The 21,360-nt window shown below is 65.2% G+C and carries 17 protein-coding genes and 1 tRNA gene; 3 read left to right on the forward strand and 15 right to left on the reverse strand.

From position 1 onward, the window contains the following. Positions 1–683, forward strand: a 683-nt coding sequence (locus AC2VLV_RS09915) for a BRO-N domain-containing protein (protein WP_486989824.1), incomplete at its 5' end; no start/stop codon positions are given. 23 nt (positions 684–706) lie between these two features. Here the strand turns inward: AC2VLV_RS09915 and AC2VLV_RS09920 are convergent. Genes AC2VLV_RS09920 through AC2VLV_RS09930 form a run of 3 tightly spaced genes read right to left on the reverse strand, consistent with a single transcriptional unit; the run spans position 707 to position 2,267 of the window. Then, positions 707–961, reverse strand: a complete 255-nt coding sequence (locus tag AC2VLV_RS09920) for a DUF2442 domain-containing protein (protein WP_486989825.1) — start codon at positions 959–961, stop codon at positions 707–709. After that, entirely contained in the window at positions 945–1,184 is a 240-nt protein-coding gene (locus AC2VLV_RS09925) for a DUF4160 domain-containing protein (RefSeq protein WP_486989826.1), read from the reverse strand. The genes AC2VLV_RS09920 and AC2VLV_RS09925 overlap by 17 nt, the downstream gene beginning before the upstream one ends. Before the next feature lie 9 nt (positions 1,185–1,193). After that, entirely contained in the window at positions 1,194–2,267 is a 1,074-nt protein-coding gene (locus tag AC2VLV_RS09930) for a tyrosine-type recombinase/integrase (RefSeq protein WP_486989827.1), read from the reverse strand. Positions 2,268–2,502: 235 nt separating this feature from the next. On the opposite strand from AC2VLV_RS09930, the gene AC2VLV_RS09935 reads away from it, so the two are divergent. Continuing rightward, positions 2,503–2,579 (forward strand) — tRNA-Arg (locus tag AC2VLV_RS09935). 51 nt (positions 2,580–2,630) lie between these two features. On the opposite strand, the gene AC2VLV_RS09940 is transcribed toward AC2VLV_RS09935, so the two are convergent. The 12 genes from AC2VLV_RS09940 to AC2VLV_RS09995 all read right to left on the reverse strand — a co-directional run bounded on the left by AC2VLV_RS09940 (position 2,631) and on the right by AC2VLV_RS09995 (position 20,149). Further along, positions 2,631–4,139 carry a phosphoheptose isomerase gene (locus AC2VLV_RS09940; RefSeq protein WP_486989828.1) on the reverse strand — a complete coding sequence of 503 codons (1,509 nt, stop codon included), beginning with the start codon at positions 4,137–4,139 and terminating at the stop codon, positions 2,631–2,633. Positions 4,140–4,206: 67 nt separating this feature from the next. After that, positions 4,207–6,690 (reverse strand): glycogen/starch/alpha-glucan phosphorylase, encoded by a 2,484-nt coding sequence (locus AC2VLV_RS09945; protein WP_486989829.1) that lies wholly within the window; start codon positions 6,688–6,690, stop codon positions 4,207–4,209. After that, on the reverse strand, positions 6,687–8,168 hold the full coding sequence (gene glgA / locus AC2VLV_RS09950; RefSeq protein ID WP_486989838.1) for a glycogen synthase GlgA: 1,482 nt from the start codon (positions 8,166–8,168) through the stop codon (positions 6,687–6,689). The genes AC2VLV_RS09945 and glgA overlap by 4 nt, the downstream gene beginning before the upstream one ends. An 85-nt stretch (positions 8,169–8,253) precedes the next feature. Continuing rightward, positions 8,254–9,582: a glucose-1-phosphate adenylyltransferase gene (gene glgC / locus AC2VLV_RS09955; protein ID WP_486989830.1), complete on the reverse strand. Its 1,329-nt coding sequence runs from the start codon at positions 9,580–9,582 to the stop codon at positions 8,254–8,256. A gap of 50 nt (positions 9,583–9,632) precedes the next feature. Next, positions 9,633–11,264 carry an alpha-D-glucose phosphate-specific phosphoglucomutase gene (locus AC2VLV_RS09960; RefSeq protein ID WP_486989831.1) on the reverse strand — a complete coding sequence of 544 codons (1,632 nt, stop codon included), beginning with the start codon at positions 11,262–11,264 and terminating at the stop codon, positions 9,633–9,635. Then, on the reverse strand, positions 11,261–13,432 hold the full coding sequence (gene glgX / locus AC2VLV_RS09965) for a glycogen debranching protein GlgX (RefSeq protein WP_486989832.1): 2,172 nt from the start codon (positions 13,430–13,432) through the stop codon (positions 11,261–11,263). The genes AC2VLV_RS09960 and glgX overlap by 4 nt, the downstream gene beginning before the upstream one ends. A gap of 3 nt (positions 13,433–13,435) precedes the next feature. Then, positions 13,436–15,631, reverse strand: a complete 2,196-nt coding sequence (gene glgB / locus AC2VLV_RS09970; protein WP_486989833.1) for a 1,4-alpha-glucan branching protein GlgB — start codon at positions 15,629–15,631, stop codon at positions 13,436–13,438. Positions 15,632–15,645: 14 nt separating this feature from the next. Beyond that, entirely contained in the window at positions 15,646–17,160 is a 1,515-nt protein-coding gene (malQ, locus tag AC2VLV_RS09975) for a 4-alpha-glucanotransferase (protein ID WP_486989834.1), read from the reverse strand. Positions 17,161–17,177: 17 nt separating this feature from the next. Continuing rightward, positions 17,178–17,231, reverse strand: a complete 54-nt coding sequence (locus AC2VLV_RS09980; RefSeq protein WP_486989839.1) for a hypothetical protein — start codon at positions 17,229–17,231, stop codon at positions 17,178–17,180. Then, a complete protein-coding gene (gene pgl / locus AC2VLV_RS09985; RefSeq protein WP_486989835.1) occupies positions 17,219–17,908 on the reverse strand; it encodes a 6-phosphogluconolactonase in 690 nt (229 codons plus the stop codon). The genes AC2VLV_RS09980 and pgl overlap by 13 nt, the downstream gene beginning before the upstream one ends. Positions 17,909–17,911: 3 nt before the next feature. Continuing rightward, positions 17,912–19,402: a glucose-6-phosphate dehydrogenase gene (gene zwf / locus AC2VLV_RS09990; protein WP_486989836.1), complete on the reverse strand. Its 1,491-nt coding sequence runs from the start codon at positions 19,400–19,402 to the stop codon at positions 17,912–17,914. Positions 19,403–19,639: 237 nt separating this feature from the next. Continuing rightward, entirely contained in the window at positions 19,640–20,149 is a 510-nt protein-coding gene (locus AC2VLV_RS09995) for a MaoC family dehydratase (RefSeq protein ID WP_286730254.1), read from the reverse strand. A 214-nt stretch (positions 20,150–20,363) separates the two neighbouring features. Between AC2VLV_RS09995 and AC2VLV_RS10000 the strand changes: the two genes are divergently transcribed. Further along, positions 20,364–21,360 (forward strand): DUF3034 family protein (locus AC2VLV_RS10000; protein ID WP_486989837.1); only part of this gene is annotated, 997 nt, incomplete at its 3' end.

Genomic DNA, 21,360 nt, shown 5'->3' on the forward strand with positions numbered 1-21,360 from the left:
CCGGCTCACCCCACGATGGCCGACCTGCAAAAGCAGGCTCGCCAGCAACGCGGGCTTACCGACAACTCGGAAACCCGGGTTGCCGCCCTGATCGGCGTACCATCATTGATGAGCGCGGCGCGCCGTGGTTCGCCGCCGTCGATGTTTGCAGTGTTCTCGGCTACTCCAATAGCAGCAAGGCAATCGCCGATCACTGCAAGGAGGCTGGCATAACGAAACGTGAGGTCAGGTCAGGCGGGCAGATGCGCGAATTGACCTTCATCAACGAAGGCAACCTATACCGGCTGATCGTCAAGAGCCGCAAGCCAGAGGCGGAAAAGTTTGAGGCGTGGCTGATGGAGGAAGTCCTCCCCACGATCCGCAAGACCGGCAGCTACACCGCCCGGCCCGCCGCCGCCCCGGCTCACCCCACGATGGCTGACCTGCAAAAGCAGGCTCGTCAGCAACGCGGGCTCACCGACAACATGGAAAGCCGGGTTGCCGCCCTGATCGGCCTGCAGAAGATGATCGCCGCTGTGCCTGGCGTCAAGGCATCCATGGCCGCCGCCGTGGCGCTCAATGTCATCGAGCGCGAAACCGGGATGAACCTCGACGCTTTCCGCGCCGCGCTGCCCCGGAACTCGGAGCCCACGGCTACCTTGAACGCATCAAGGGTGATGAGGATGGCGTACTGGAGGACTTGAATGCTTGGGGTAGATGGCACCCATCACGCTGCCGCGGCGTGATGATGGGTGAGATCGCCTACGCCGGCAAGCAGGCCCTCGACGGAAATATCTTCGTCCAATTCTTCCCAGTGCAGGCCGCGCGTGCTAATCGTGTAGTTGACGCGTTGCGCGGAATTGGCATGCAGCAGGCGCGGAAACCAGGCCAGCGGCACACCAAGCACGCGCCCATCGGAGAGCTGCACTTGCATGCTGTCGTCATCGAACGTAACGGCTTGCGCCCTAACCAAAGTGTTCATCCCAGGCCCTTTCGATGTCGTTGACGTGGTTCTCGATCACCTGAACAAGTTCACGCAAAGTTTTGGCATCAAACCCGTCGTTGTAAGCTACCCGCACAGGTTGAAGCCAGAATTTCGCGTCGATTCCATCCTTGACGGCATGGATGTGAACGGGTTCACGCGGGTTGCCTTCGTTCGAGAAGAACAGGAAGCGAAACCCCTTGTGGCGAAAGACGACAGGCATGCCGCGATGCTATCCCAACTTCTTCGCCAATTTCTCCGCCTCGATGTGGGTGTAGCGCTTGAGCATGGCCAGCGACTTGTGGCCCGTCATCGAGGCCACTTCCATAACGCCCAAGCCTTTCTCGAATAGCCTTGACGTGGCCTCATGGCGCAAATCATGGAATCGCAAGTTATCGAGGAAGGCCGGGTCGGGCCTCACCTCTTGGGCGACACAATCAGCTTCGTACAGCGTCCGCGCACGGGACAACGTGCGTTGCCATACTTTTTCGAAACTGCCGTTTTCATGATTGGGTTTCCAGGAAAACACCTTGCCGTCGGTTCGCCGAGGCAGGGCGCGTAAAGCCTCCACGGCTACGCTGGACAGCGCCACGGTGCGGCTTTCACCGTTTTTCGTGTCCGGCAAGTGAGCGGCGCCTGTCGCCGACTTTCTCCCCCTCCCAGAGTTGATTTTGATGTGTTCCCATCGCAAGGAAAACAACTCGCCCATTCGCATGCTGGTTTCCACGGCGAGCAACAAAACCTCTTTTACACCAACCGCGCGCGACTTGGCTGCGGCAGCCAGCAGGTAGTCCATCTCACCAGCCCGCAAACGTCGGTCGCGAGGCTTGGGCTGTGCTGGCTTGCGTATGGCCTTGACCGGGTTGCCCGCGGGTAACGCAATGCTCATTTCCTTTTCCGCGTGACTGAACAGTGCGGATAGTGCATTGAGCTGGTGAATCACGGACTGTGGGGAGTAGCCTGCTCGAAGCTGTTCATCACGCCAAGCCGCGACATCGACTGAACGCACAGAGCCAAGGAAGAAAGCGCCAAACCGGGCCTTAGCCATGCGTGCATGCGTACCGGCCGAGTGATCGCGTTTAAGCGGCGCCACTTCGGAGAGATACCTATCGGCGACTTCGCCGATCGTCACTCTGCCCGCGTCGTTACGCAGCGCTGCGATGTTCCCGCGCTGGTATTCGCGTTCGGTTTCGCGCGCCCAGGCTTCCGCGTCGATTTTTAAATCGAATGTTCGGCTGATTGTCGGCGCGCCCTTGCGCCTCACCTTGACCTGCCAGCCGTTGCCTCTCTGTAAAATAGAAGCCACGCAGCACCCCTTTAGCTTTGCTGATTGTCCCCAGATTGTCCCAAACCACGCGCGAGTAACTCAGAAAGCAAGCAATGACGCGGGTTTCCTGGTATTTTAACTTTTGCTTTGGGAGCAGAGGGTCGGAGGTTCGAATCCTCTCGCCCCGACCACCCGACAGAGGTCACCCGCCGGAGTTTGGGCGAAGCCACTTCAGGAGTTTCGACCCAAGGCATCGGCGCCGATCCTGATCCATCTGCCCGTAGCTCAGCTGGATAGAGCAACGGCCTTCTAAGCCGTAGGTCACTGGTTCGAATCCAGTCGGGCGGGCCACTTTTCAGACCGGATTCTCAACTTGCTCGGGCGCAGCACACGTGGCTGCGTTCAGTTGCTGTGCGTGCGCAGGTAGTCGAGCGAGGCCGCGGTTTCGGGGCTGAGACCTTGGGCGTTTTGTGACAGCAGGGCGTTTTCGATCTTGGTGGCCAGGGTCTTGCCGAGTTCGACGCCCCATTGGTCAAAGGGATTGATGCCGTAGAGCCAGCCTTCCACGACGGTACGATGTTCATACAGGGCCAGCAGGGCGCCGAGGTGGTAGGCGCTGAGATGCTCCATCCAGATGAAGGTGGACGGGCGGCCACCGGGGCAGGCGCGGTGATGCGCGGCGCGGGCGGCGGCTTCGGGCGACATGCCTTGGGCCATGAGTTCGGTTTGCCAGCTTGAGGCGTCTTTGCCGTTCCACAGCGCGTCGGCCTGGCCCAGCGCGTTGGCCAGCAGCGCCATGTGTTCGCGCAGGTGGCGGTGCCAGGGATGGGCCACGGCGACGATTTCGTGAAACACGGGCACGGCGGCCTGGTGCAGCAGTTGAAAATAGGTGTGCTGCACGGGGGTGCCCACGCCACTGATGACTGCAGGGCCGCTGACGTGGACGGGCTGCATGCCGTCGGCGCTGGTGGATTTTCCCAGCGATTCCATGAGCAGTTGTTGCAGGTACAGCGGCATGCGCGAGAACGCATCGCCGTACAGCCCGATGGAGAGCAAGGGCAGGCCAAAGCGCACGCGGTAGGCGTGGGATAGGCCAGCCATCAGCCCCGGGGCGCTGCTTTCCAGCGGGGTGCTGAGGAAGTGCTGATCCATGTCGTGCGCCCCGGTGTGTAGCTGGGTCACGGTTTCACGGCCGAAGGCGAGCAGCAACACCATGCCGTGGGTGCTCCACAGCGAGAAGCGTCCACCGATTTCCGGCAGCGACCGGAAGATCTGATCGGCGGGCAAGCCGAAGCGCTGCAGCGCCAGTTCGGCATTGGCGGTGAGCGCAACCAGGCGTTCGCGCGCCTTTTCGGCGCCGATGCTGTCGCCCAACCAGCGCAGGGCGATGTCGGCGTTGCGCATGACTTCCTGGGTGCGGAACGACTTGCTGTTGACGATGATCCAGCTGCGCTCGGGCTTGGCCGCCGCCAACGCGGCGTCGATGGTGGCACCGTCGAGGTTGGCGACCCAGTGCACGCGGCAACGCGGAGTCTGCAGCACCGAGAGGGCGGTGTGCAGCGCGAGCATGGGGGTTTCAGAGCCGCCGGCCCCGAGGTGAATGATGTCGAGCCCTTCCGCTCCGGCTTCTTCCACCCGTTTGTCCACCCAGTCGGCCATACGGGTGAACTCGGCTTGCAGAAAATCGGCAGCGGCCTGTGAGGGCGCGTCGAGCCCCTTGGCGCCCAGCCGGGACAGCACATGCCAAGCGGGACGGTTTTCGCTGCCGTTGAGTACCGTCTTGCTCACCAGGTCTTCCGCCTTGTTGGGCAGGGCGGCGAGGGTTTTGAGCGCTGTGGCGAGCGCTTGCTCGCCGTGGCGGGTGAACTCCAGCCGCAGGCCGGCGGTGTCGATGGTCTTGGGTGTGGGCATGAGGTTTCGGCGGGCAGGTTTGGTCGGACAAAAAGCGATCGACGGACACGGGGTGAGCTGACGGGACTTAGCTTAGCAAGGGCTTGGCGTGCCAGATCTGCTCGGCGTACTCGGCAATGGTGCGGTCGGAGGAGAACGGCCCCATGCCGGCGACATTGGTCAGCGCCCGCTTCGCCCATTCGTCGGGCTTGCGGTACAGCGCATCGACCTTGCCTTGCGCGGCGATGTAGCTGGCGTAGTCGGCCAGCAGCATGTAGTGGTCGCCCCAGTTGACCAGCAGGTCGTAGAGGCTCTGATAGCGATGTGGTTCATCCGGGCTGAATCGGCCGTCGCGCAGGGTTTCGAGCACGCGGGTCAGCTCGGGGTTGGCGCTGGCAATGGCGTTGGGCTGGTAGCCGGTCATGCGCAGATCGGTCACTTCGCCCGCGTTGAGGCCGAAGATGAAAATGTTGTCGGCGCCGACGTTCTCCTGGATTTCGACATTGGCGCCGTCGAGGGTGCCGATGGTCAGCGCGCCGTTGAGCGCCAGCTTCATATTGCCGGTGCCCGAGGCCTCGGTGCCCGCGGTGGAGATTTGCTCGGACAGATCGGCCGCGGGAATGATGACTTCGGCCGCGCTCACGCTGTAGTTGGGCACGAACACGACTTTGAGCAGATCGCCCACACGGTCATCGTTGTTGATGGTTTTGGCCACATCGTTGATGAGCTGGATGATGAGCTTGGCCATGTGATAGGCCGAGGCGGCCTTGCCGGCGAAGATCACCACGCGCGGCACGGTGACGCTGCCCGGCTGCTCGAGGATGCGCAGATAGCGGGTGATGACGTGCAGCACATTGAGCAACTGGCGCTTGTACTCGTGGATGCGCTTGACCTGCACGTCGTAGAGCGCGTCGACCGGAATGGTCATGTTGTGATGGGCCTTCAGCCATGCGGCGAAACGCGCCTTGTTGCTGCGCTTGGCGCTCTGGAACTCTTTGACGAGGTCTGAGCTGCCGAGCAGGGGACGCAGCTTGGCCAGTTCGGACAGGTCGCGGCGCCAGTGGGCGCCGATGGTTTTATCGAGCAGCGCGGCCAGAGGCGGATTGGCCAGCGCCAGCCAGCGGCGCTGGGTGATGCCGTTGGTCTTGTTGTTGAATCGGGCGGGCCAGATCTTGGCGAAATCGGCAAAGATGGACTGCTGCATGAGTTCGGAGTGCAGCGCCGACACGCCATTCACCGAATGGCTGGCGATGACCGCCAGATAGGCCATGCGGATGGCGCGCGAGCCCGACTCATTCACCAGCGACACATGGCGCATGAGGTTGACGTCGTGCCCGTGCTTCTGCGTGAGCCGGGTGAGGAAGTAGGCGTTGATGTCGAGGATGATCTGCAGGTGGCGGGGCAATACGCGGCCCAGCATGTCGATCGGCCAGGTTTCAAGCGCTTCCGACATCAGGGTGTGGTTGGTGTAGGAGAACACGCCCTGACAGATGCGCCAGGCATCGTTGAAGGGCAGGTGATGCACGTCGAGGAACAGGCGCATCAGCTCGGGAATGGCGAGCACCGGATGGGTGTCGTTGAGGTGGATGGACACCTTGTCGGCGAACTGGTCGAAGGTGGTGTGCGTTTGCAGGTAGCGGCGCATCAAATCTTGCACGCTGGCGCTGCAGAAAAAGTATTCCTGATGCAACCGCAGTTCGCGCCCCGCGTCGGTCGAATCGTCAGGGTAGAGCACGCGCGAGACGTTTTCGGAATGGTTTTTCTGCTCGACCGCGCCGAAGTAGTCGCCGCGGTTGAAGGCGCCCAGATCGATCTCCTTGGTGGCCTTGGCCGACCACAGACGAAGGGTGTTGGTCGTAGTGGTGTCGTAGCCGGGAATGATGGTGTCGTACGCCATGGCCTCGACATCGTGGGTGTCCACCCAGCGGGCGCGGTCGCCCTCTTTGATCACGTGACCGCCGAATTGCACGCGGTACACCACTTCGGGGCGCGGGAACTCCCAGGGATTGCCGTCGGTCAGCCAGTAGTCGGGCGTCTCCACCTGGCGGCCATCGACGATGGTCTGGCGGAACATACCGTAGTCGTAGCGGATGCCGTAGCCGTAACCGGGGATGCCCAGCGTGGCCATGCTGTCGAGAAAGCAGGCGGCCAGGCGGCCCAGACCGCCGTTGCCTAAAGCGGCGTCGGGCTCCAGATCGGCGATGGCGTTCATGTCCACGCCTAATTCGGCCAGTGCGGCGCGTAGCGGCGCAGTGAGTTCGAGCGCGATCAGCGCATTGGAAAACGCGCGGCCGATGAGAAATTCCATCGACAGGTAATAGACCTGCTTGGCGTCTTTTTCGTTGCGGGCGTGGGTGGTGTCGAACCAGTGCTCCACCATCAGGTCGCGCACGGCGTAAGACGCGGCATGCAGCCAGTCGATGGGCTGCGCCGAATGCGGGTCTTTGCCGATCTGGAACATCAGCTTGTTGGAGATCGCGCGCTTGAGCGCCGGCACGTCATGCGGCGGCGTGTCGTGAACGAAGGGGACCGAGGCGGCTTCGGGGAGGGGCGGTTTAGGTTCGGGGGTCATGTGAGAGCGCGAGAGAAATTCGGGAGGGCAGCCTGGTAGACCGCTCGGTATTGCCGGGCCGCCTGCGTCCAGCTGAAGTCTTGATGCATGCCGGTTTGCCGCACCCGCGACCAGGCGCGCGGCTGGCGATAGAGGGCCAGCGCACGCCGCACCGCGTGGCGGTAATCGGCCTCGGAAAAGCTAGCAAAAACAATGCCCGTGGCCGTGCCGTCGTCGAGCGTGGCGAGGTCGGCGTCGACCACGGTGTCGGCCAGACCGCCCACGGCGCGCACCAGCGGCAGGCTGCCGTAGAGCAGGCCGTACATCTGGGTGAGGCCGCAGGGTTCAAAGCGGGAAGGCACGAGGGTGATGTCGCTGCCGGCAAAAATGCGGTGCGCATAGGCTTCGTCATAGCCGACGCGCAGGGCAACGCTGCCCGCATGACGCTGCGCCGCGTGGCCGAAGGCCGTTTCCAGTTCGTGATCGCCGCTGCCCAAGACCAGCAACTGCCCGCCGCCTTCAACCAGGGTGTCGATGGCGGCGAGTACGAGGTTGAGACCTTTCTGCTGGGTCAGGCGGCTGACCACGGTGAACAGGGGCGTGTCTTTGCTGAGAGCCAGACCGGCTTCTTCTTGCAATGCGGCTTTGCAGCGCGACTTGCCCGAGAGACTTTCGGCGCCGTAGTGCCGCGGAATGTGGGCGTCGGTCGCGGGATTCCACACGGCCGCATCGACCGCGTTGAGAATACCGCTGAGGTCGTTGCGCCGGGTGCGCAGCAGCCCGTCGAGGCCGAAGCCCTGTTCGGGCGTCTGGATTTCGCGCGCATAGCTGGGGCTGACCGTGGTGATTTTGTCGGCGTAAAACAGACCGGCCTTCATGAACGAGATCTGGCCATGAAATTCCAGACCATCGACTTGAAACGCGGCGGAAGGCAGGCCGAGATCGCCCATCACGTCCGCCGGAAAAATGCCCTGGTAGGCCAGGTTGTGCACGGTGTAGATGCACGGCACCGGCTTGCCTGCGCTGAATTTCAGGCAGGCTGCCGTCAGGCCGGCGTGCCAGTCGTGGCCGTGCACGAGGTGCGGTTCCCAGGCGGCGTCAAGGCCGCGCGCCAGCCGCGCTGCCGCCCAGCCCAGCGCGGCGAAACGGCGATGATTGTCGGCATAGGGACGGCGCTGCGCGTCTTCGTAGGGATTGCCCGGGCGGTCGTACAGGCTGGGCGCGTCGAGCACATAGGCGTGTACCGGGCGGCCCTCGGCGCCTGGCACGGCGGGTAGCGTGCCGAGCAGCACGGCGACGGTCTCGCCCCAGGGTAGGGTGAATTGACCGACGGTTTCGCCGTTCGCCAAACCGGTGCGGATGGCGGGAAAACCGGGCAGCAGCACGCGCGTGTCGCAACCGGCCGTGGCCAGCGCCGCGGGCAGGGCGCCGGCGATGTCGGCCAGACCGCCGGTCTTGAGCAGGGGGAAGATTTCGGCGCTGACCTGCAGCACGCGCAAGGCCACCCCGCCGCCGGGCCGCCCCAAGGCGGGGTGCGCCCCCTCGGGGGGCAGCGCGAGCGAAGCCGCAGCTTGGGGGCTAGGTTCAGTCATCGTCTTCCTCGTTCAGCTCGGTCTCGCCGAGGGCGCGCAGCATCTTTTTGGTCACCAGTACCACGCCGTTGCTCGTGCGCTCGAAGCGTTTGGCGTCGAGTACCGGGTCTTCGCCGATCACCATCCCCTCGGGCAGCACGCAGCCGCGGTCGAGGATGACTTTGTTCAGGCGGCAGGAGCGGTTGACGAGCACATCGGGCAACAGCACGCACTCGTTGATGGTGCAGAACGAGTGCACCCGCACATTGGAGAACAGCACCGAGTTGCTGACCGAGGAGCCCGAGAGAATGCACCCGCCAGAGACCATCATGTTGATGGTCTTGCCGTGACTGCCGTTGTGGTCTTGCACGAACTTGGCCGGAGGGAGCTGGCGCTGGCTGGTCCAGATCGGCCATTCGGTGTCGTAGAGATTGAGCTCGGGGGTGACGGAGGCCAGGTCGAGATTGGCGGCCCAGAAAGCGTCGAGCGTGCCGACGTCGCGCCAATAGGGCTGGCTTTGCTGCCCGCCCTGCACGCACGACATCGAGAAGGGATGCGCGTGCGCCAGGCCTTCGCGCACCGCTTTGGGGATGATGTCCTTGCCGAAGTCGTGCGTGGAGCCTACGTCGGCCATGTCTTCGCCCAGCATGCGGTAGAGCGCGCTGGCGTTGAAGATGTAGATGCCCATGCTGGCCAGCGACATCTGGTCGTTGCCCGGCATGGCGGGGGGATCGGCGGGTTTTTCGATGAACTCGACGATCTTGCGGTTGGCGTCGATGGCCATGACACCGAAGGCGCTGGCCTCGTTGCGCGGCACTTCGATGCAGCCCACGGTGACCTCCGCGCCACTCGTCGCATGGTCTTGCAGCATGATGGAGTAGTCCATCTTGTAAACGTGATCACCGGCCAGAATCACCACATATTCGGGCTTGCTCGACTGGATGATGTCGATGTTCTGATAGACCGCGTCGCCGGTGCCGCGGTACCAGTGCTCTTCATCGACCCGTTGCTGCGCGGGGAGCAGATCGACCATTTCGTTGAGCTCGGCGCGCAGAAAACTCCAGCCGCGCTGCAGGTGGCGCAACAGCGAGTGCGATTTGTATTGGGTGATCACGCCGATGCGGCGGATACCGGAATTGACGCAGTTGGACAGCGCGAAGTCGATGATGCGGAATTTGCCGCCGAAATACACCGCGGGCTTGGCGCGCTTGTCGGTGAGTTGCTTGAGCCGCGAGCCGCGTCCGCCGGCCAACACCAGGGCGATGGAGCGGCGCACGAGCATGTGCGGCTGGGTCTGACGGTCTTGCGGGGTCATCGGCTGCACCGGACGGTTCTGATTCATGGCAGGTCTCCTGTGTGTTTTAGGGGTGAAGCTCGAAGGCAAACTGAGTGTCAGGTCATCACGCTGGGGGTGTCCATTCCGGTGAAATGACGCACCCGGGCGACTTGCTCGGCCAGGGCGATCAGGGGGGCGAGCGCGGTCTGCGCGGGCAAGTCGTGGCGTGCCGGGTCGGGCTCGTGGCGCTCGAGGTAGATGCGCAACGTGGCGCCTTCGGTGCCCGTGCCCGAGAGGCGGAACACCACGCGCGAGCCGCTTTGCAGAATGATGCGCACGCCTTGTTTGCTGCTGACGCTGCCGTCGGTGGGGTCGGTGTAGGCGAAGTCGTCGGCCAGCGCCACGGGTTCGCCCGCAAGAATTTTTCCGGGCAGGTCGGGCAGGGCGGCGCGCAGGTCGTGCATCAGCGCGTCGGCCTGTTCGGTGGGAATGCCCTCGTAATCGTGGCGCGAATACACGCAGCGGCCATGCTCGGCCCATAGTTCGCGCACCAGTTGTTCCACCGACTTGCCGGTGACCGAAACGAGATTGAGCCAGAACAGCACGGCCCACAGGCCGTCCTTTTCGCGGATGTGATTCGAGCCGGTGCCATAGCTCTCCTCACCGCAGAGGGTGACCTTGCCGGCATCGAGCAGGTTGCCGAAAAACTTCCAGCCGGTGGGGGTCTCAAAGCAGGCCACGCCCAGCGAGGCGGCGACCCGGTCGACGGCGGTGGAGGTGGGCATGGAGCGCGCCACGCCGGCCAGACCGGCGGCGTAGCCCGGAATGCGGGTGGCGTGCGCCGCCAGCACGGCGAGGCTATCGGACGGCGAGACCACGAAGTTGCGGCCGACGATCATGTTGCGGTCGGCGTCGCCGTCGGTGGCGGCGCCCATGTCGGGGGCGTCGGCTGCGGCCATGTGGTCGATCAGGTCGGTGGCGTTGACCGGGTTGGGGTCGGGGTGAAGATCGCCGAAGTCTTCGCGCGGTTCGGCGTTGACCACCGTGCCCTTGGGCGCGCCGAGTTCGTCTTCGAGCAGGGCTTTGGCATAGGGGCCGCCGACCGCCCACATGGTGTCGAGCCGCAGGCGGAAGCCGCGGGCGAACAGGGCGCGAATGGCGTCGAAATCGAACAGTTCGCGCTGCACGGCGCAATAGTCGGCCACCGGGTTGATGATCTCGATCTGCGTGCCCAGCAGGGTGTGGGCGCCGAGTGCGTCCAGCGGCAGGTCGGGGCTATCGACCGTACGGATTTCATGCACCTCACGCGAGCGCAGATAGATGGCCTCGGTGACCGATTCGGGCGCCGGGCCGCCGTTGGCGATGTTGTATTTGATGCCGAAGTCGCCCTGCGGCCCGCCGGGGTTGTGGCTGGCCGAGAGCACGATGCCGCCGCTGGCCGCCCGGCGGCGGATGACGGCGCTCATCGCCGGGGTGGACAGAATGCCGCCTTGCCCCACCAGCACCCGCGCGTAGCCGTGCGCCGCGGCCATGCGCAGAATGGTTTGGATGGCGACGCGGTTGTAGTAGCGCCCGTCACCGCCCACCACCAGGGTCTTGCCGCTGGCATCACCCAGCACGTTGAACAAGGCCTGCACAAAGTTTTCGAGATAGCCGGGTTGCTGGAACACGCTGACTTTTTTGCGCAGCCCGGAAGTGCCGGGGCGCTGGCCTTCGAACGGTGTGGCAGGGCGGGTGACGAGTTTCATGCTGAAAGGTCTCCTGGGGTGTGCGGCGCGGCGCCCTCCAGCGTGGCGATCCACAGGCTGGTGGGCGGCAGCGTTTGCCGAGCTTGCAGCCGCTGGGCTTTGTCCTGAGCCTCATTGTCGCCGGGCAAAGCGACAAAACCATTGTCCGAGGACAGTCTAAGCAGCCACGCCCCCGGCCTGAGGGTGAAAGCGGCTTCTTGTCCCTCGGCATTGATCAGAATCAGAACCTGCTGCGATGCGGAGCTCAACAGAACCATGAGCGCGCCGTGGTCGTCGCGGGCCCAGTCGGCCTGTTCCATCGGGTGGCCGTCGGCCCGGTACCACACCGCGCCGGGCTGGGATGCGGTGGCCACCGGGGCCCACCAGGCGTGGCTTTGCAGCAGCGGGAGGCTGCGCCGCAACGCCAGCGCGCCGCGCACGAAGTCGAGCAGAGACGCATCGGTCTGCGCCCAGTCGATCCAGGAGATCGGATTGTCCTGGCAGTAAGCGTTGTTGTTGCCGCGCTGGGTGTGGCCGAGTTCGTCGCCCGCCAGCAGCATGGGCGTACCGAGTGCGAGCAGAAGCACCGCCAGCAGGGCGCGGCTTTGCCGGGCGCGGGCTGCGAGGATGTCGGCCGATTGCGTGGGCCCTTCGATGCCGTTGTTGATGCTGAGGTTGTGGCCGTGGCCGTCGCGGTTGTCTTCGCCGTTGGCCTGGTTGTGGCGGTGGGCGTAGCTGACCAGGTCGCGCAGGGTGAAGCCGTCGTGCGCGGTGATGAAGTTCACGCTGCTGTGCGCGCCGCGCAGCGCCGGGCGGAACACATCGCTCGACCCCGCCAGCCGGGTGGCGAACTCGCTGGGCGCGTTTTGATGCTGCAGCCAGAAACCGCGCTGGGTGTCGCGAAAGCGGTCGTTCCACTCCAGCCAGCCGGGCGGAAAGCCGCCCAGGCGGTAGCCCCCCGGCCCCAGATCCCAGGGCTCGGCGATGAGCAGGCAGTTGCACAGTACCGGGTCTTGCGAGAGGGCGCTGAGAAAAGCGCCGTCGGGCTGGAAATCGTATTGCACCCGCGCCGTGCCGCGCGCCAGCGTGCTGGCCAGATCGAAGCGAAAGCCGTCCACGCCGAACTCGCTCACCCAGCGGCGCAGGCTGTCCATGGCCACGCGCAGCACCAGGGGCTCGTTGAGGTTGACGCTGTTGCCGCAGCCCGTCCAGTCGAGCGTGCGCTCGGGCTCTTGCGGGTTGCGGTGGTAGTAGAGCGCGTTGTCGATGCCGCGCATCGACAGGGTGGGGCCGGTGTGCGGATCGAGCTCGGCGGTGTGGTTGTAGACCACGTCGAGAATCACCTCCAGCCCGGCGGCGTGCAGGGCATCGACCAGGGCGCGAAACTCGCTGCGCGGCGTGCTGCCCTCGGCGCCGCTCCACAGCCGGGTTTCGGGCGCGGCCCAGGCGATGGGGGTGTAGCCCCAGTAATTGCTCAGGCCAGTCTGTAGCAGCCGGGCTTCGTCGGCGCGCAATGCAATGGGCAGCAGGCTGACCGTAGTGACGCCCAGCGCCTTGAGGTAATCGATGCTGGCCGGGTGCGCCAGCCCGGCGTAGCTGCCGCGCAGGGCGGGGGGCACGTCGGGGTGCTGGGCGGTGAAACCCTTGACGTGCAGTTCGTAGATCACCCGCTGCGCCGGGTCGATGGCGGGGCGGGGCTGCGCCAAAGGGGGCAGATCGGCAACCACACGGGCCTTGAGCGCGGTGGCGGCGTTGTCTCGCGGATCGGGTCGGTCGGGGTGGGCCGGATCGTGGCCGAGGTGCACGTCGCAGCCGTCGTAGCGGCCGACGACTTCGCGGGCGCAGGGGTCGAGCAGCAGCTTGGCCGGGTTGAAGCGGTGGCCTTCTTTGGGCGACCAGGGACCGTGCACCCGCCAGCCGTAAATCAGCCCTTCGACGCCGCCGGATTCTGCGGTCAGCACGCCTTGCCAGATGCCGTCGCGTTGCGCGTGCAGGGGCAGGCGGGCGACTTCGGTCTGCCCGTCCGGGGCGAACAGGCAAAGCTCCACGGCCTGCGCGTGCGGCGCGGCCAGGGCGAAGTGCACGCCATCGGCCTGCAGTTGCGCGCCCAGGCTCGCAACCCGTGCGGCTTGCAGCCCGAGGGGGGCGGGTTTGACGGGGTGTTTTGCCCGGCGGCGTTGCGCGCTCATGGTTCAGGACGCCGGTCGCAGGATGACGCAGGCCAGCGGCGGCAAGGTGAGTTGCAGCGAGAACGGGCGTCCATGCGAGGGCTGAGGTTCGGCCTCGCGCAGGGCCAGTGGCAGGCCGGAGCCGTCATACACCGCATCGTCGGTATTGATCAGCGACTCCCAGCGCCCGCCTTGCGGCACGCCGATGCGGTAGTCGTGCCGCGGGGTGGGGGTGAAGTTGCACAGCACGACGAAGCGACTGCCTTCGCGCGTGCCGCGCTCGTAGGCCAGCACCGATTGCGTGGCGTCGTCGTAGGTAATCCAGGTGAAGCCGCCCGGGTGATGGTCGAGCTGATGCAGCGCGGGGTGGGCGCGGTAGGTGAGGTTGAGGTCGCGCACCAGCCGTTGCACGCCCTGGTTGGGCGAGTGCAGCAGCGCGTCCCAGTCGAGGCTGTAGTCGGACTGCCACTCCGAAGCCTGCGCGAATTCGTCACCCATGAACAGCAGCTTCTTGCCAGGATGGCTGAATAGATAGCCGAGATAGGCGCGCAGATTGGCGAACTGTTGCCAGCGGTCGCCCGGCATCTTGGCGAGCAGCGAGCCTTTGCCATGCACCACTTCGTCGTGCGAGAGCGGCAGCACGAAGTTCTCGTCATAGGCGTACATCATGCTGAAGGTCAGCTCGTTGTGGTGGTACTTGCGGTGCACCGGATCGCGGCGGATGTAGCTCAGGCTGTCGTGCATCCAGCCCATATTCCATTTGTAGTGAAAGCCCAGGCCGCCACCTTGCAGGTCGTCGCTGGGCGGGCGGCTGACGCCGGGAAAGGCGGTGGATTCTTCCGCGAGGGTGATGGCGCCGGGGCGCTGCACGCCGACGGTGTGGTTCATGCGGCGCAGGAAGTCGATGGCTTCGAGGTTCTCGCGTCCGCCGAACTTGTTGGGCACCCACTGACCGGCCGGGCGGCTGTAGTCGCGGTACAGCATGGAGGCCACGGCGTCCACGCGCAGGCCGTCCACATTGAAGCGTTCCAGCCAGTACAGGGCGTTGGCCACCAGATAGTTGCGCACTTCGGTGCGGCCGAAGTTGTAGATCAGGGTGTTCCAGTCGTGGTGGAAGCCTTCTTTCGGGTCGGCGTATTCGTAGAGGTGGGTGCCGTCGAAGTTGGCCAGACCATGCGGGTCGGACGGAAAGTGCGCCGGTACCCAGTCGAGAATCACGCCGAGTCCGGCGTCGTGCGCGGCATCGACAAAATACTGAAAGTCTTCGGGCGTGCCGAAACGCGCGGTGGGCGCATACAGGCTGATGGGCTGATAGCCCCATGAGCCGTCGAACGGGTGCTCGGTGACCGGCAGCAGCTCCAGATGGGTGAAGCCCAGGTCGCGGGCATAGGGCACCAGGGTCTCGGCCAGTTCGCGCCAGCTCAGCCAGCGCCAGCCCTCCACCTTGCGCCATGAGCCCAGATGCACTTCATAGATGCTGATGGGCGCCTCGAAGCCATTGGCCTGCGCCATACCGGGGCGCGGCGAATGCAGCGGCGGCAGGCCTTGCACGATGCTGGCGGTGTTGGGTCGCAGTTCGGCGCGGAAGGCCAGCGGATCGGCCTTTTGCAGCAGCTCGCCGTGCTGGGTGAGGACTTCGAATTTGTACAGCGCGCCCTGGCTCACGCCGGGGAGGAACAGCTCCCACACGCCGCATTCGCGCCGCAGCCGCATGGGGTGGCGGCGGCCGTCCCAGCCGTTGAAATCGCCGATCACCGAAACGCGCCGGGCGTTGGGCGCCCACACCGCAAAGCGTGTGCCGGCCACGCCGAGCATCTCGCCCGGATGCGCGCCCAGACATTCGTAGGGACGCAGGTGGGTGCCTTCGGCCAGCAGCCAGGCGTCGGTCTCGCCCAGTACTTGCGGAAAACGGTAGGGGTCTTCGAGGTCGGCCACCCAGTTCGGGTCGCCCGGTTGCAAGGGCGGCCAGGTCACCCGCAGCAGATAGTCGAAGGGCTTGCGGCGGCGGCCCATGCGGGCGCTGAATACTGCGGTGTCGTCCTGCCGCTCCAGCGCGCCGACCGATGCGCCGCTGGTGCGCTCGATCACCTCCACACCCAGCGCGCCGGGCAGCGCGGCGTTCACCCACAGCGTGGCGCCGCGCAGATGCATGCCGAGCACGCCAAACGGGTCGGCGTGGTGGCCTGCGGCGAGGTCGGCGATGTCGTGTTCGGTCAGCATGGCGAGGTTCCAGTTCAGGCGGGTAGGCGGTTGTAGAGCTGGCCGAAACGCAGCAGGCCAGCCGCATGCCCCGGTTGTACCTGATCCCAGGTGAAGCGCCAGGTCCAGTTGCCTTGCGCCGTGCCTGGCGTGTTCATGCGCTGCGCGCCATCCAGACGCAGCACGTCCTGCAGGGCGAACAGGGCGACGTCGGCCACGCTGGCGCTGGCGGCGCGGATCAGCGTCCAGGCGATGTCGCCACCGTCGCAGGCGAGGTATTCGCGCAGATGGTGGCGCACGGCCTCGGGCGCGGTCGCCCACCAGCCCTGCGAGGTGTCGTTGTCGTGCGTGCCGGGATAGACCACGGTGTCGTGGGCGTAGTTGTGTGGCAGGTAGGCGTTGTGGCCGCCATCGTTCTGCCCCCAGGCGAAGTGCAGGATGCGCATGCCGGGAAAACCGAATTGCTGGCGCAGGGCAGTGACTTCGGGCGTGATGACGCCCAGATCTTCGGCAATGATGGGCAGCGGGCCGAGGGCTTTGGACACCGCCTCGAACAGCGCGACGCCGGGCGCCTGCACCCAGCGGCCGCCGATGGCCGTGGGCTCGTCGGCGGGAATTTCCCAGCAGCTCTCAAAGCCGCGGAAATGATCGACGCGTACCCAGTCGACCAGTTCGAAGGTGGCGCGCAGCCGCGCGATCCACCAGGCAAACCCTTCGGCCTCGTGCGCCGCCCAGCGGTAATGCGGGTTGCCCCAGCGCTGTCCGGTGGCGGAAAAATAGTCGGGCGGCACCCCGGCGACGACCGTGGGATGGCCGTTGGCGTCGAGCTGGAACAGATCGGGCCGGGCCCACACATCGGCGCTGTTGAGCGCAATGAAAATCGGCATGTCGCCCATCAGCCGCACGCCTTTGTCGTGGGCGTAGGCGCGCAGCGCGGCCCATTGACGGAAGAAACACCATTGAGCGAAGGTCCAGAAAGCGATGCGCTCGGCGTGCTGCGCGCGTGCGCGGTGCAGCGCCTCGGGCTGGCGCTGCGAAAGCGCGGAGTCCCAGGTATTCCACAACCGTTCACCGAAGTGCTCGGACAGCGCCATGAACAACGCGTAGTCGTCGAGCCAGACGGCGTGCTTGGTTTGGAAGGCGGCCAGATCGGCGCGTTCCTGCGGCGTGGCGCTTGTCTCGAACCGCGCCGCGGCCCGGCGCAGACGTTCCATGCGAAAGGGGATGACGCGGTCGAACTGCACGCGCTCGTCCGACAGCCTGTCTTGCGCGACAAGATCGTCGGCTTCCAGCCAGCCGCGCCGGTGCAACTCGGTGAGGTCGATCAGCAGCACATTGCCGGCGAAGGCCGAACTGCTCATATAGGGCGAGCCGCCCAGACCGATACCGCCCAGCGGCAGGAATTGCCAGACCGACTGGCCTGCGGCATGCAGCCAGTCGATGAAGTGGTAGGCCGCAGGCCCGAGATCGCCGCTGCCATGCGGGCTGGGCAGACTGGTGAGGTGCAGCAGCACGCCGCTGGATCGGGGAAAACGGGGGGTGGGCGTCATGAGTCAGGGTGACAGAATCAAGGTGACGGAATCAGGGCGCCCAATAGAGTCAGGGGAGTCAGGGCGCCCAGTAGGCGTCGAACGGCGTTTTTGACTGCTGGATGAGGTAGCCAATGGGCAGGTGTGGACTGGGCGGCGGTTCACTGGCGCGTGCATAGACGGCGCGTTTGGTCTCGCCCGAAATCGACAGCAGCAGCCGACCCGCGCCGAGCAGGGCGGCCAGGCTCAGGCTGATGCGCGTGTGTGCGGCGTGCGGTGGCGTCACGGCCAGGTAGGGCAGGGGATAGTCTGGGCTAAGCCCGACGGGCAGTTCGGCCGCGCCGGGAAACAGCGAGGCGGTGTGGCCGTCATCGCCCATGCCCAGCAGCGCAGCGGTGAGGGGTTGCTCCAGCGCGCGGAATTGGGCGTTGGCACGGGCCACGCAACCGGCCAGATCGGACGCATCGTCAACCAGCGGCAGGAACCGGGCCTGCGCGGCGGCGCCCGTTAGCAAATGGGCGCGCACCAGGGCGGCGTTGCTGTCGGCGTGGTCAGGCGGCACCAGCCGCTCGTCAACCAGGGTGAGGATGACGCGCGGCCAGTCGATCGGCGCCCGCGCCAGCGCTTGAAACAAGGGAATGGGCGAGCGCCCGCCGGAGACCGCCAGCACGGCCCGCCCGCGCTGGGCGATGTCCTGCGCCAGCGCGTCGGCGAGGGTGCGCACCAATCGGTCGATCTGCTCCTGCGGGGTGGTGCAGAGGTGCAGCATCACTCACAGTTCCTCGTGCCATGAAGCGCCATCGCGCGAGAGCAGGGCGCTGGAGGCGGCCGGCCCCCAGGTGCCCGCGGTGTAGTTCTTGGGCGCTTCGCCATTGCGTTCCCAGCAGTCGAGAATGGGCTCCACCCAGCGCCAGGCGGCGGTGAGTTCGTCGCGGCGCATGAACAGCCCCAGCTGGCCGCGGATCACGTCGAGCAGCAGCCGCTCATAGGCGTCGGCGCGGCGTTTTTGTGCGGTGGACTCGAAATCCAGATCGAGCTGGGTGGGGTGCAGCCGCATGCCGTCGCCGGGCTCCTTAGCGAGAAAATGCAGGCTGATGCTCTCATCGGGCTGCAGCCGGATGACCAGGCGGTTGGCCCCCTGCAGCCCGACCGGGCCGCCAAACAGCGATAGCGGCACCGCCCGGAAGTTGATGACAATTTCCGCCAGCCGTTCCTGCAGCCGTTTGCCGGTGCGCAGAAAGAAGGGCACTCCGGCCCAGCGCCAGTTGACAACCTCGGCCTTGATCGCCACGAAGGTTTCGGTGCGGCTGGCCGGCTCGATGTCGGCCTCTTGCAGATAGCCCGTCACGGGTTTGCCGTCGATGGCGCCGGCACGGTATTGTCCGCGTACCGTCCGGGTGGCCACATCGGCCTCGGCAAAGGGCTTGAGTGCCTGCAGCACCTTGAGCTTCTCGTCGCGAATGGCATCGGCCTGCAAACTTGCCGGCGGCTCCATGGCCACCATGCACAGCAGTTGCAGCAGGTGGTTCTGCACCATGTCGCGCAGCGCGCCGGTTTTGTCGTAAAACTCGCCGCGTCCCTCCACGCCCAGGTCTTCGGCGATGGTGATCTGCACGTTGTCCACCCACTCGCGGCGCCACAGCGGCTCGAACAGCACGTTGCCAAAGCGCATGGCCATGAGATTCTGCACCGACTCCTTGCCCAGATAGTGGTCGATACGGTAGAGCTGGCTCTCGGCAAAGGACTGAGCCACCGCTGCATTGATGGCATCGGAAGAATCCAGATCGTGGCCCAGGGGTTTTTCCAGCACCACGCGCACGTCGGGATGATTGAGCCCGACGCGGGCGAGTTGCGCGCAGATGTCGGCAAACAGGGACGGCGCGGTGGCGAGGTAGCAGACGGTGACATGCGCGCTGTCGGCGCCCAGCAGTTCGGCCAGGGCGTCGAAATCCGCCGGGTGAGCGGCGTCGAGCTTGAGATAGGTGATGCGGGCTGCGAAGGCCGCCCAGACCGGGGAGCTGAAATCAGCCTTGAGGTGCGGGCCCGATTGGGTGCGCACCTGCGCCAGATAGTCATCCAGCGTCAGCGCGCCCCGGCCGAGTGCGACGATGCGCCCGGTGGGATGCAAGGTGCCGGATTGGTGCGCCTGATACAGCGCGGGCAGCAGCTTGCGCATGGCCAGATCGCCGGTGCCGCCGAACAACACCATGTCGAAAGAGGGGGTGGCGCCCATATTGTGTTCTGTCTGTGTCGAAGTGACCATGAGAAAAATCCAGATTCAGTGTAGGGAGAAGCGCGGCAGGAATAGGGCTGAAAAACCCGCCTGGCCAGGAAAAATTGACGCACGTCATTGAAATCGTGTGCGCCAAGTGCGGGTCAAATGGTAGGCCGTTCGTATGTCAGCAGCTTGCCGAGGCTGATCTGCAAGCAATTTTCCGGCCATCTTGCTGCCGCGCAGCACGGTGACGCTGCGGCCTACTTCAGTGCTTGGGCATGCCGATCAGGGTTGCGCGCCAGCCTCTGGGCCCTCGGCGCCCGGTGCGCGCCGCTTGAACATGCCCCAGCCCTTCATGCTCAGCACGCAGTCATCGTGTTGATTGAAAAGCTCCCACTGCGACTGCACTAGCCCGACATCGGGCTTGCTGCGCATGGGGCGCGCGGCCAGCACCGTCATGCGAAGGCGCAGCCGATCGCCCGGGTGGACGGGCTTCAACCAGCGCAATTCGTCGATGCCGGGCGAGCCCAGGCTGGTCGAACGCAGCAGATAGGCGTCGCACATCAGCCGCATCGCCATGCTGCAGGTATGCCAGCCGCTGGCGGCGAGCCCGCCGAAAAGGGAGTTTTTGGCCGCTTCATCGTCGACGTGGAAAGGTTGCGGGTCGAACTGGCGGGCGAAGTCGAGCACGGCTTCACGGCTGACCAGGGTGCTGCCGCAGTCGCGCACGGCCCCTGCGGGAAAGTCTTCCCAAAACAGGACGTCGGACTCGGGTGGGATGGGCGAAGTGTTCATGGCTTGATGCTAAGCGCACTCCAAAAGTGATGCAGCACGGGTTAAAGATGCAAAAAGTTACATCTCTCTCGGAGTTTTGTTCGAGTTTTCTGAATCCACTGCCTCTGACGCGGCGTATCGCTCATATCGCAGACGAAAACCGGCAGGGGTCGGCTTGCGGCTGCGGTCATTTCACGCGCGTGGAGTGAAACGTCTGACCATAAGGAGCGAGACCATGAGTGCACATCGTTGGAAGAGAACCCTCGCGGCCACAGCCGTGGCAGGGCTGGGGGTCTGGGGAATGAGCGCTGCGCATGCGCAGGGCAGTCGGCTGCTGGCGACCAGCGGGGTCACCGAGGTGGGCGGCTCCACGGGGGGCGGCATCACCCCCTGGGCGGTGATTGCCGGTTATGACACGGGCGACGAGGTCGGCGGCTCGGTCACCGGCACCTACGTCACTGTGCCGAACTATGGGCTGACCACCCTGGGCGCGGCCGTGGGCATTCACAACCGCTTCGAGATCTCGGTGGCCCATGAGAATCTCAACGTCAATCTGGGCGGTCTGTCCAGCCTGGGCGTGCTGGGCAATCAGCCCGGTGGGCTCGGGGTGGTCAATAGCGGCGGCGTAGCGCCGAGTATCAATCTGGGCAACCAGACCATCAGCATGGACGTGCTGGGGCTGAAGGCCCGGCTGTTCGGCGATGTGCTCTATACGCCCTATCCCCAGGTTTCCGTGGGCATCAAGTACAAGAAGAACAACGATTTCGACAGCAACTTCTCCGGGCTGGGCCCCATCGGCATCCCGAAATTCCTCGGCGCCGCCAGCGACTCGGGGACCGATTTCTACGTGGCCGCTACCAAGGTGTTCCTCAACGGCCTGTTCCATCGCGTCACCCTGGTCAACCTGACCTTGCGCGGCACCAAGGCCAACGCCATGGGTCTGCTGGGTTTTGGCACCAACGCCAACAACGGCATCGCCGGTGCGCTGGGAACCAAGAGCAACGACCGCTACCACGCCGAACTCGAAGGCTCGGCGGCGGTATTCCTGCGCCCGGATGTGGCCGTGGGTGGCGAGTTCCGCCAGCAGCCCGACAACATGAAGTACCCGATCAATTCCAGCGCCACGGCCATCGGCTCGCCCGGCACGATGAAAGACGTGTTCATCGCCTACTTCCCGAACAAGAGCCTGTCGCTGACCGCGGCCTATGCCGACCTGGGCCCCTTGCCGTTCC

The sequence above is a fragment of the Thiomonas sp. TH-17 genome, assembly GCF_057473305.1.

What these genes read in the sequence shown, in the direction of transcription:
- malQ (WP_486989834.1), bottom strand. Translation starts at nt 17,160, where the DNA reads ATGACGCCCACCCCCCGTTTTCCCCGATCCAGCGGCGTGCTGCTGCAC.
- AC2VLV_RS09925 (WP_486989826.1), bottom strand. Translation starts at nt 1,184, where the DNA reads ATGCCTGTCGTCTTTCGCCACAAGGGGTTTCGCTTCCTGTTCTTCTCG.
- glgX (WP_486989832.1), bottom strand. Translation starts at nt 13,432, where the DNA reads ATGAGCGCGCAACGCCGCCGGGCAAAACACCCCGTCAAACCCGCCCCC.
- glgB (WP_486989833.1), bottom strand. Translation starts at nt 15,631, where the DNA reads ATGCTGACCGAACACGACATCGCCGACCTCGCCGCAGGCCACCACGCC.
- AC2VLV_RS09995 (WP_286730254.1), bottom strand. Translation starts at nt 20,149, where the DNA reads ATGAACACTTCGCCCATCCCACCCGAGTCCGACGTCCTGTTTTGGGAA.
- pgl (WP_486989835.1), bottom strand. Translation starts at nt 17,908, where the DNA reads ATGCTGCACCTCTGCACCACCCCGCAGGAGCAGATCGACCGATTGGTG.
- glgC (WP_486989830.1), bottom strand. Translation starts at nt 9,582, where the DNA reads ATGAATCAGAACCGTCCGGTGCAGCCGATGACCCCGCAAGACCGTCAG.
- AC2VLV_RS09945 (WP_486989829.1), bottom strand. Translation starts at nt 6,690, where the DNA reads ATGACCCCCGAACCTAAACCGCCCCTCCCCGAAGCCGCCTCGGTCCCC.
- AC2VLV_RS09920 (WP_486989825.1), bottom strand. Translation starts at nt 961, where the DNA reads ATGAACACTTTGGTTAGGGCGCAAGCCGTTACGTTCGATGACGACAGC.
- AC2VLV_RS09940 (WP_486989828.1), bottom strand. Translation starts at nt 4,139, where the DNA reads ATGCCCACACCCAAGACCATCGACACCGCCGGCCTGCGGCTGGAGTTC.
- AC2VLV_RS09960 (WP_486989831.1), bottom strand. Translation starts at nt 11,264, where the DNA reads ATGAAACTCGTCACCCGCCCTGCCACACCGTTCGAAGGCCAGCGCCCC.
- zwf (WP_486989836.1), bottom strand. Translation starts at nt 19,402, where the DNA reads ATGGTCACTTCGACACAGACAGAACACAATATGGGCGCCACCCCCTCT.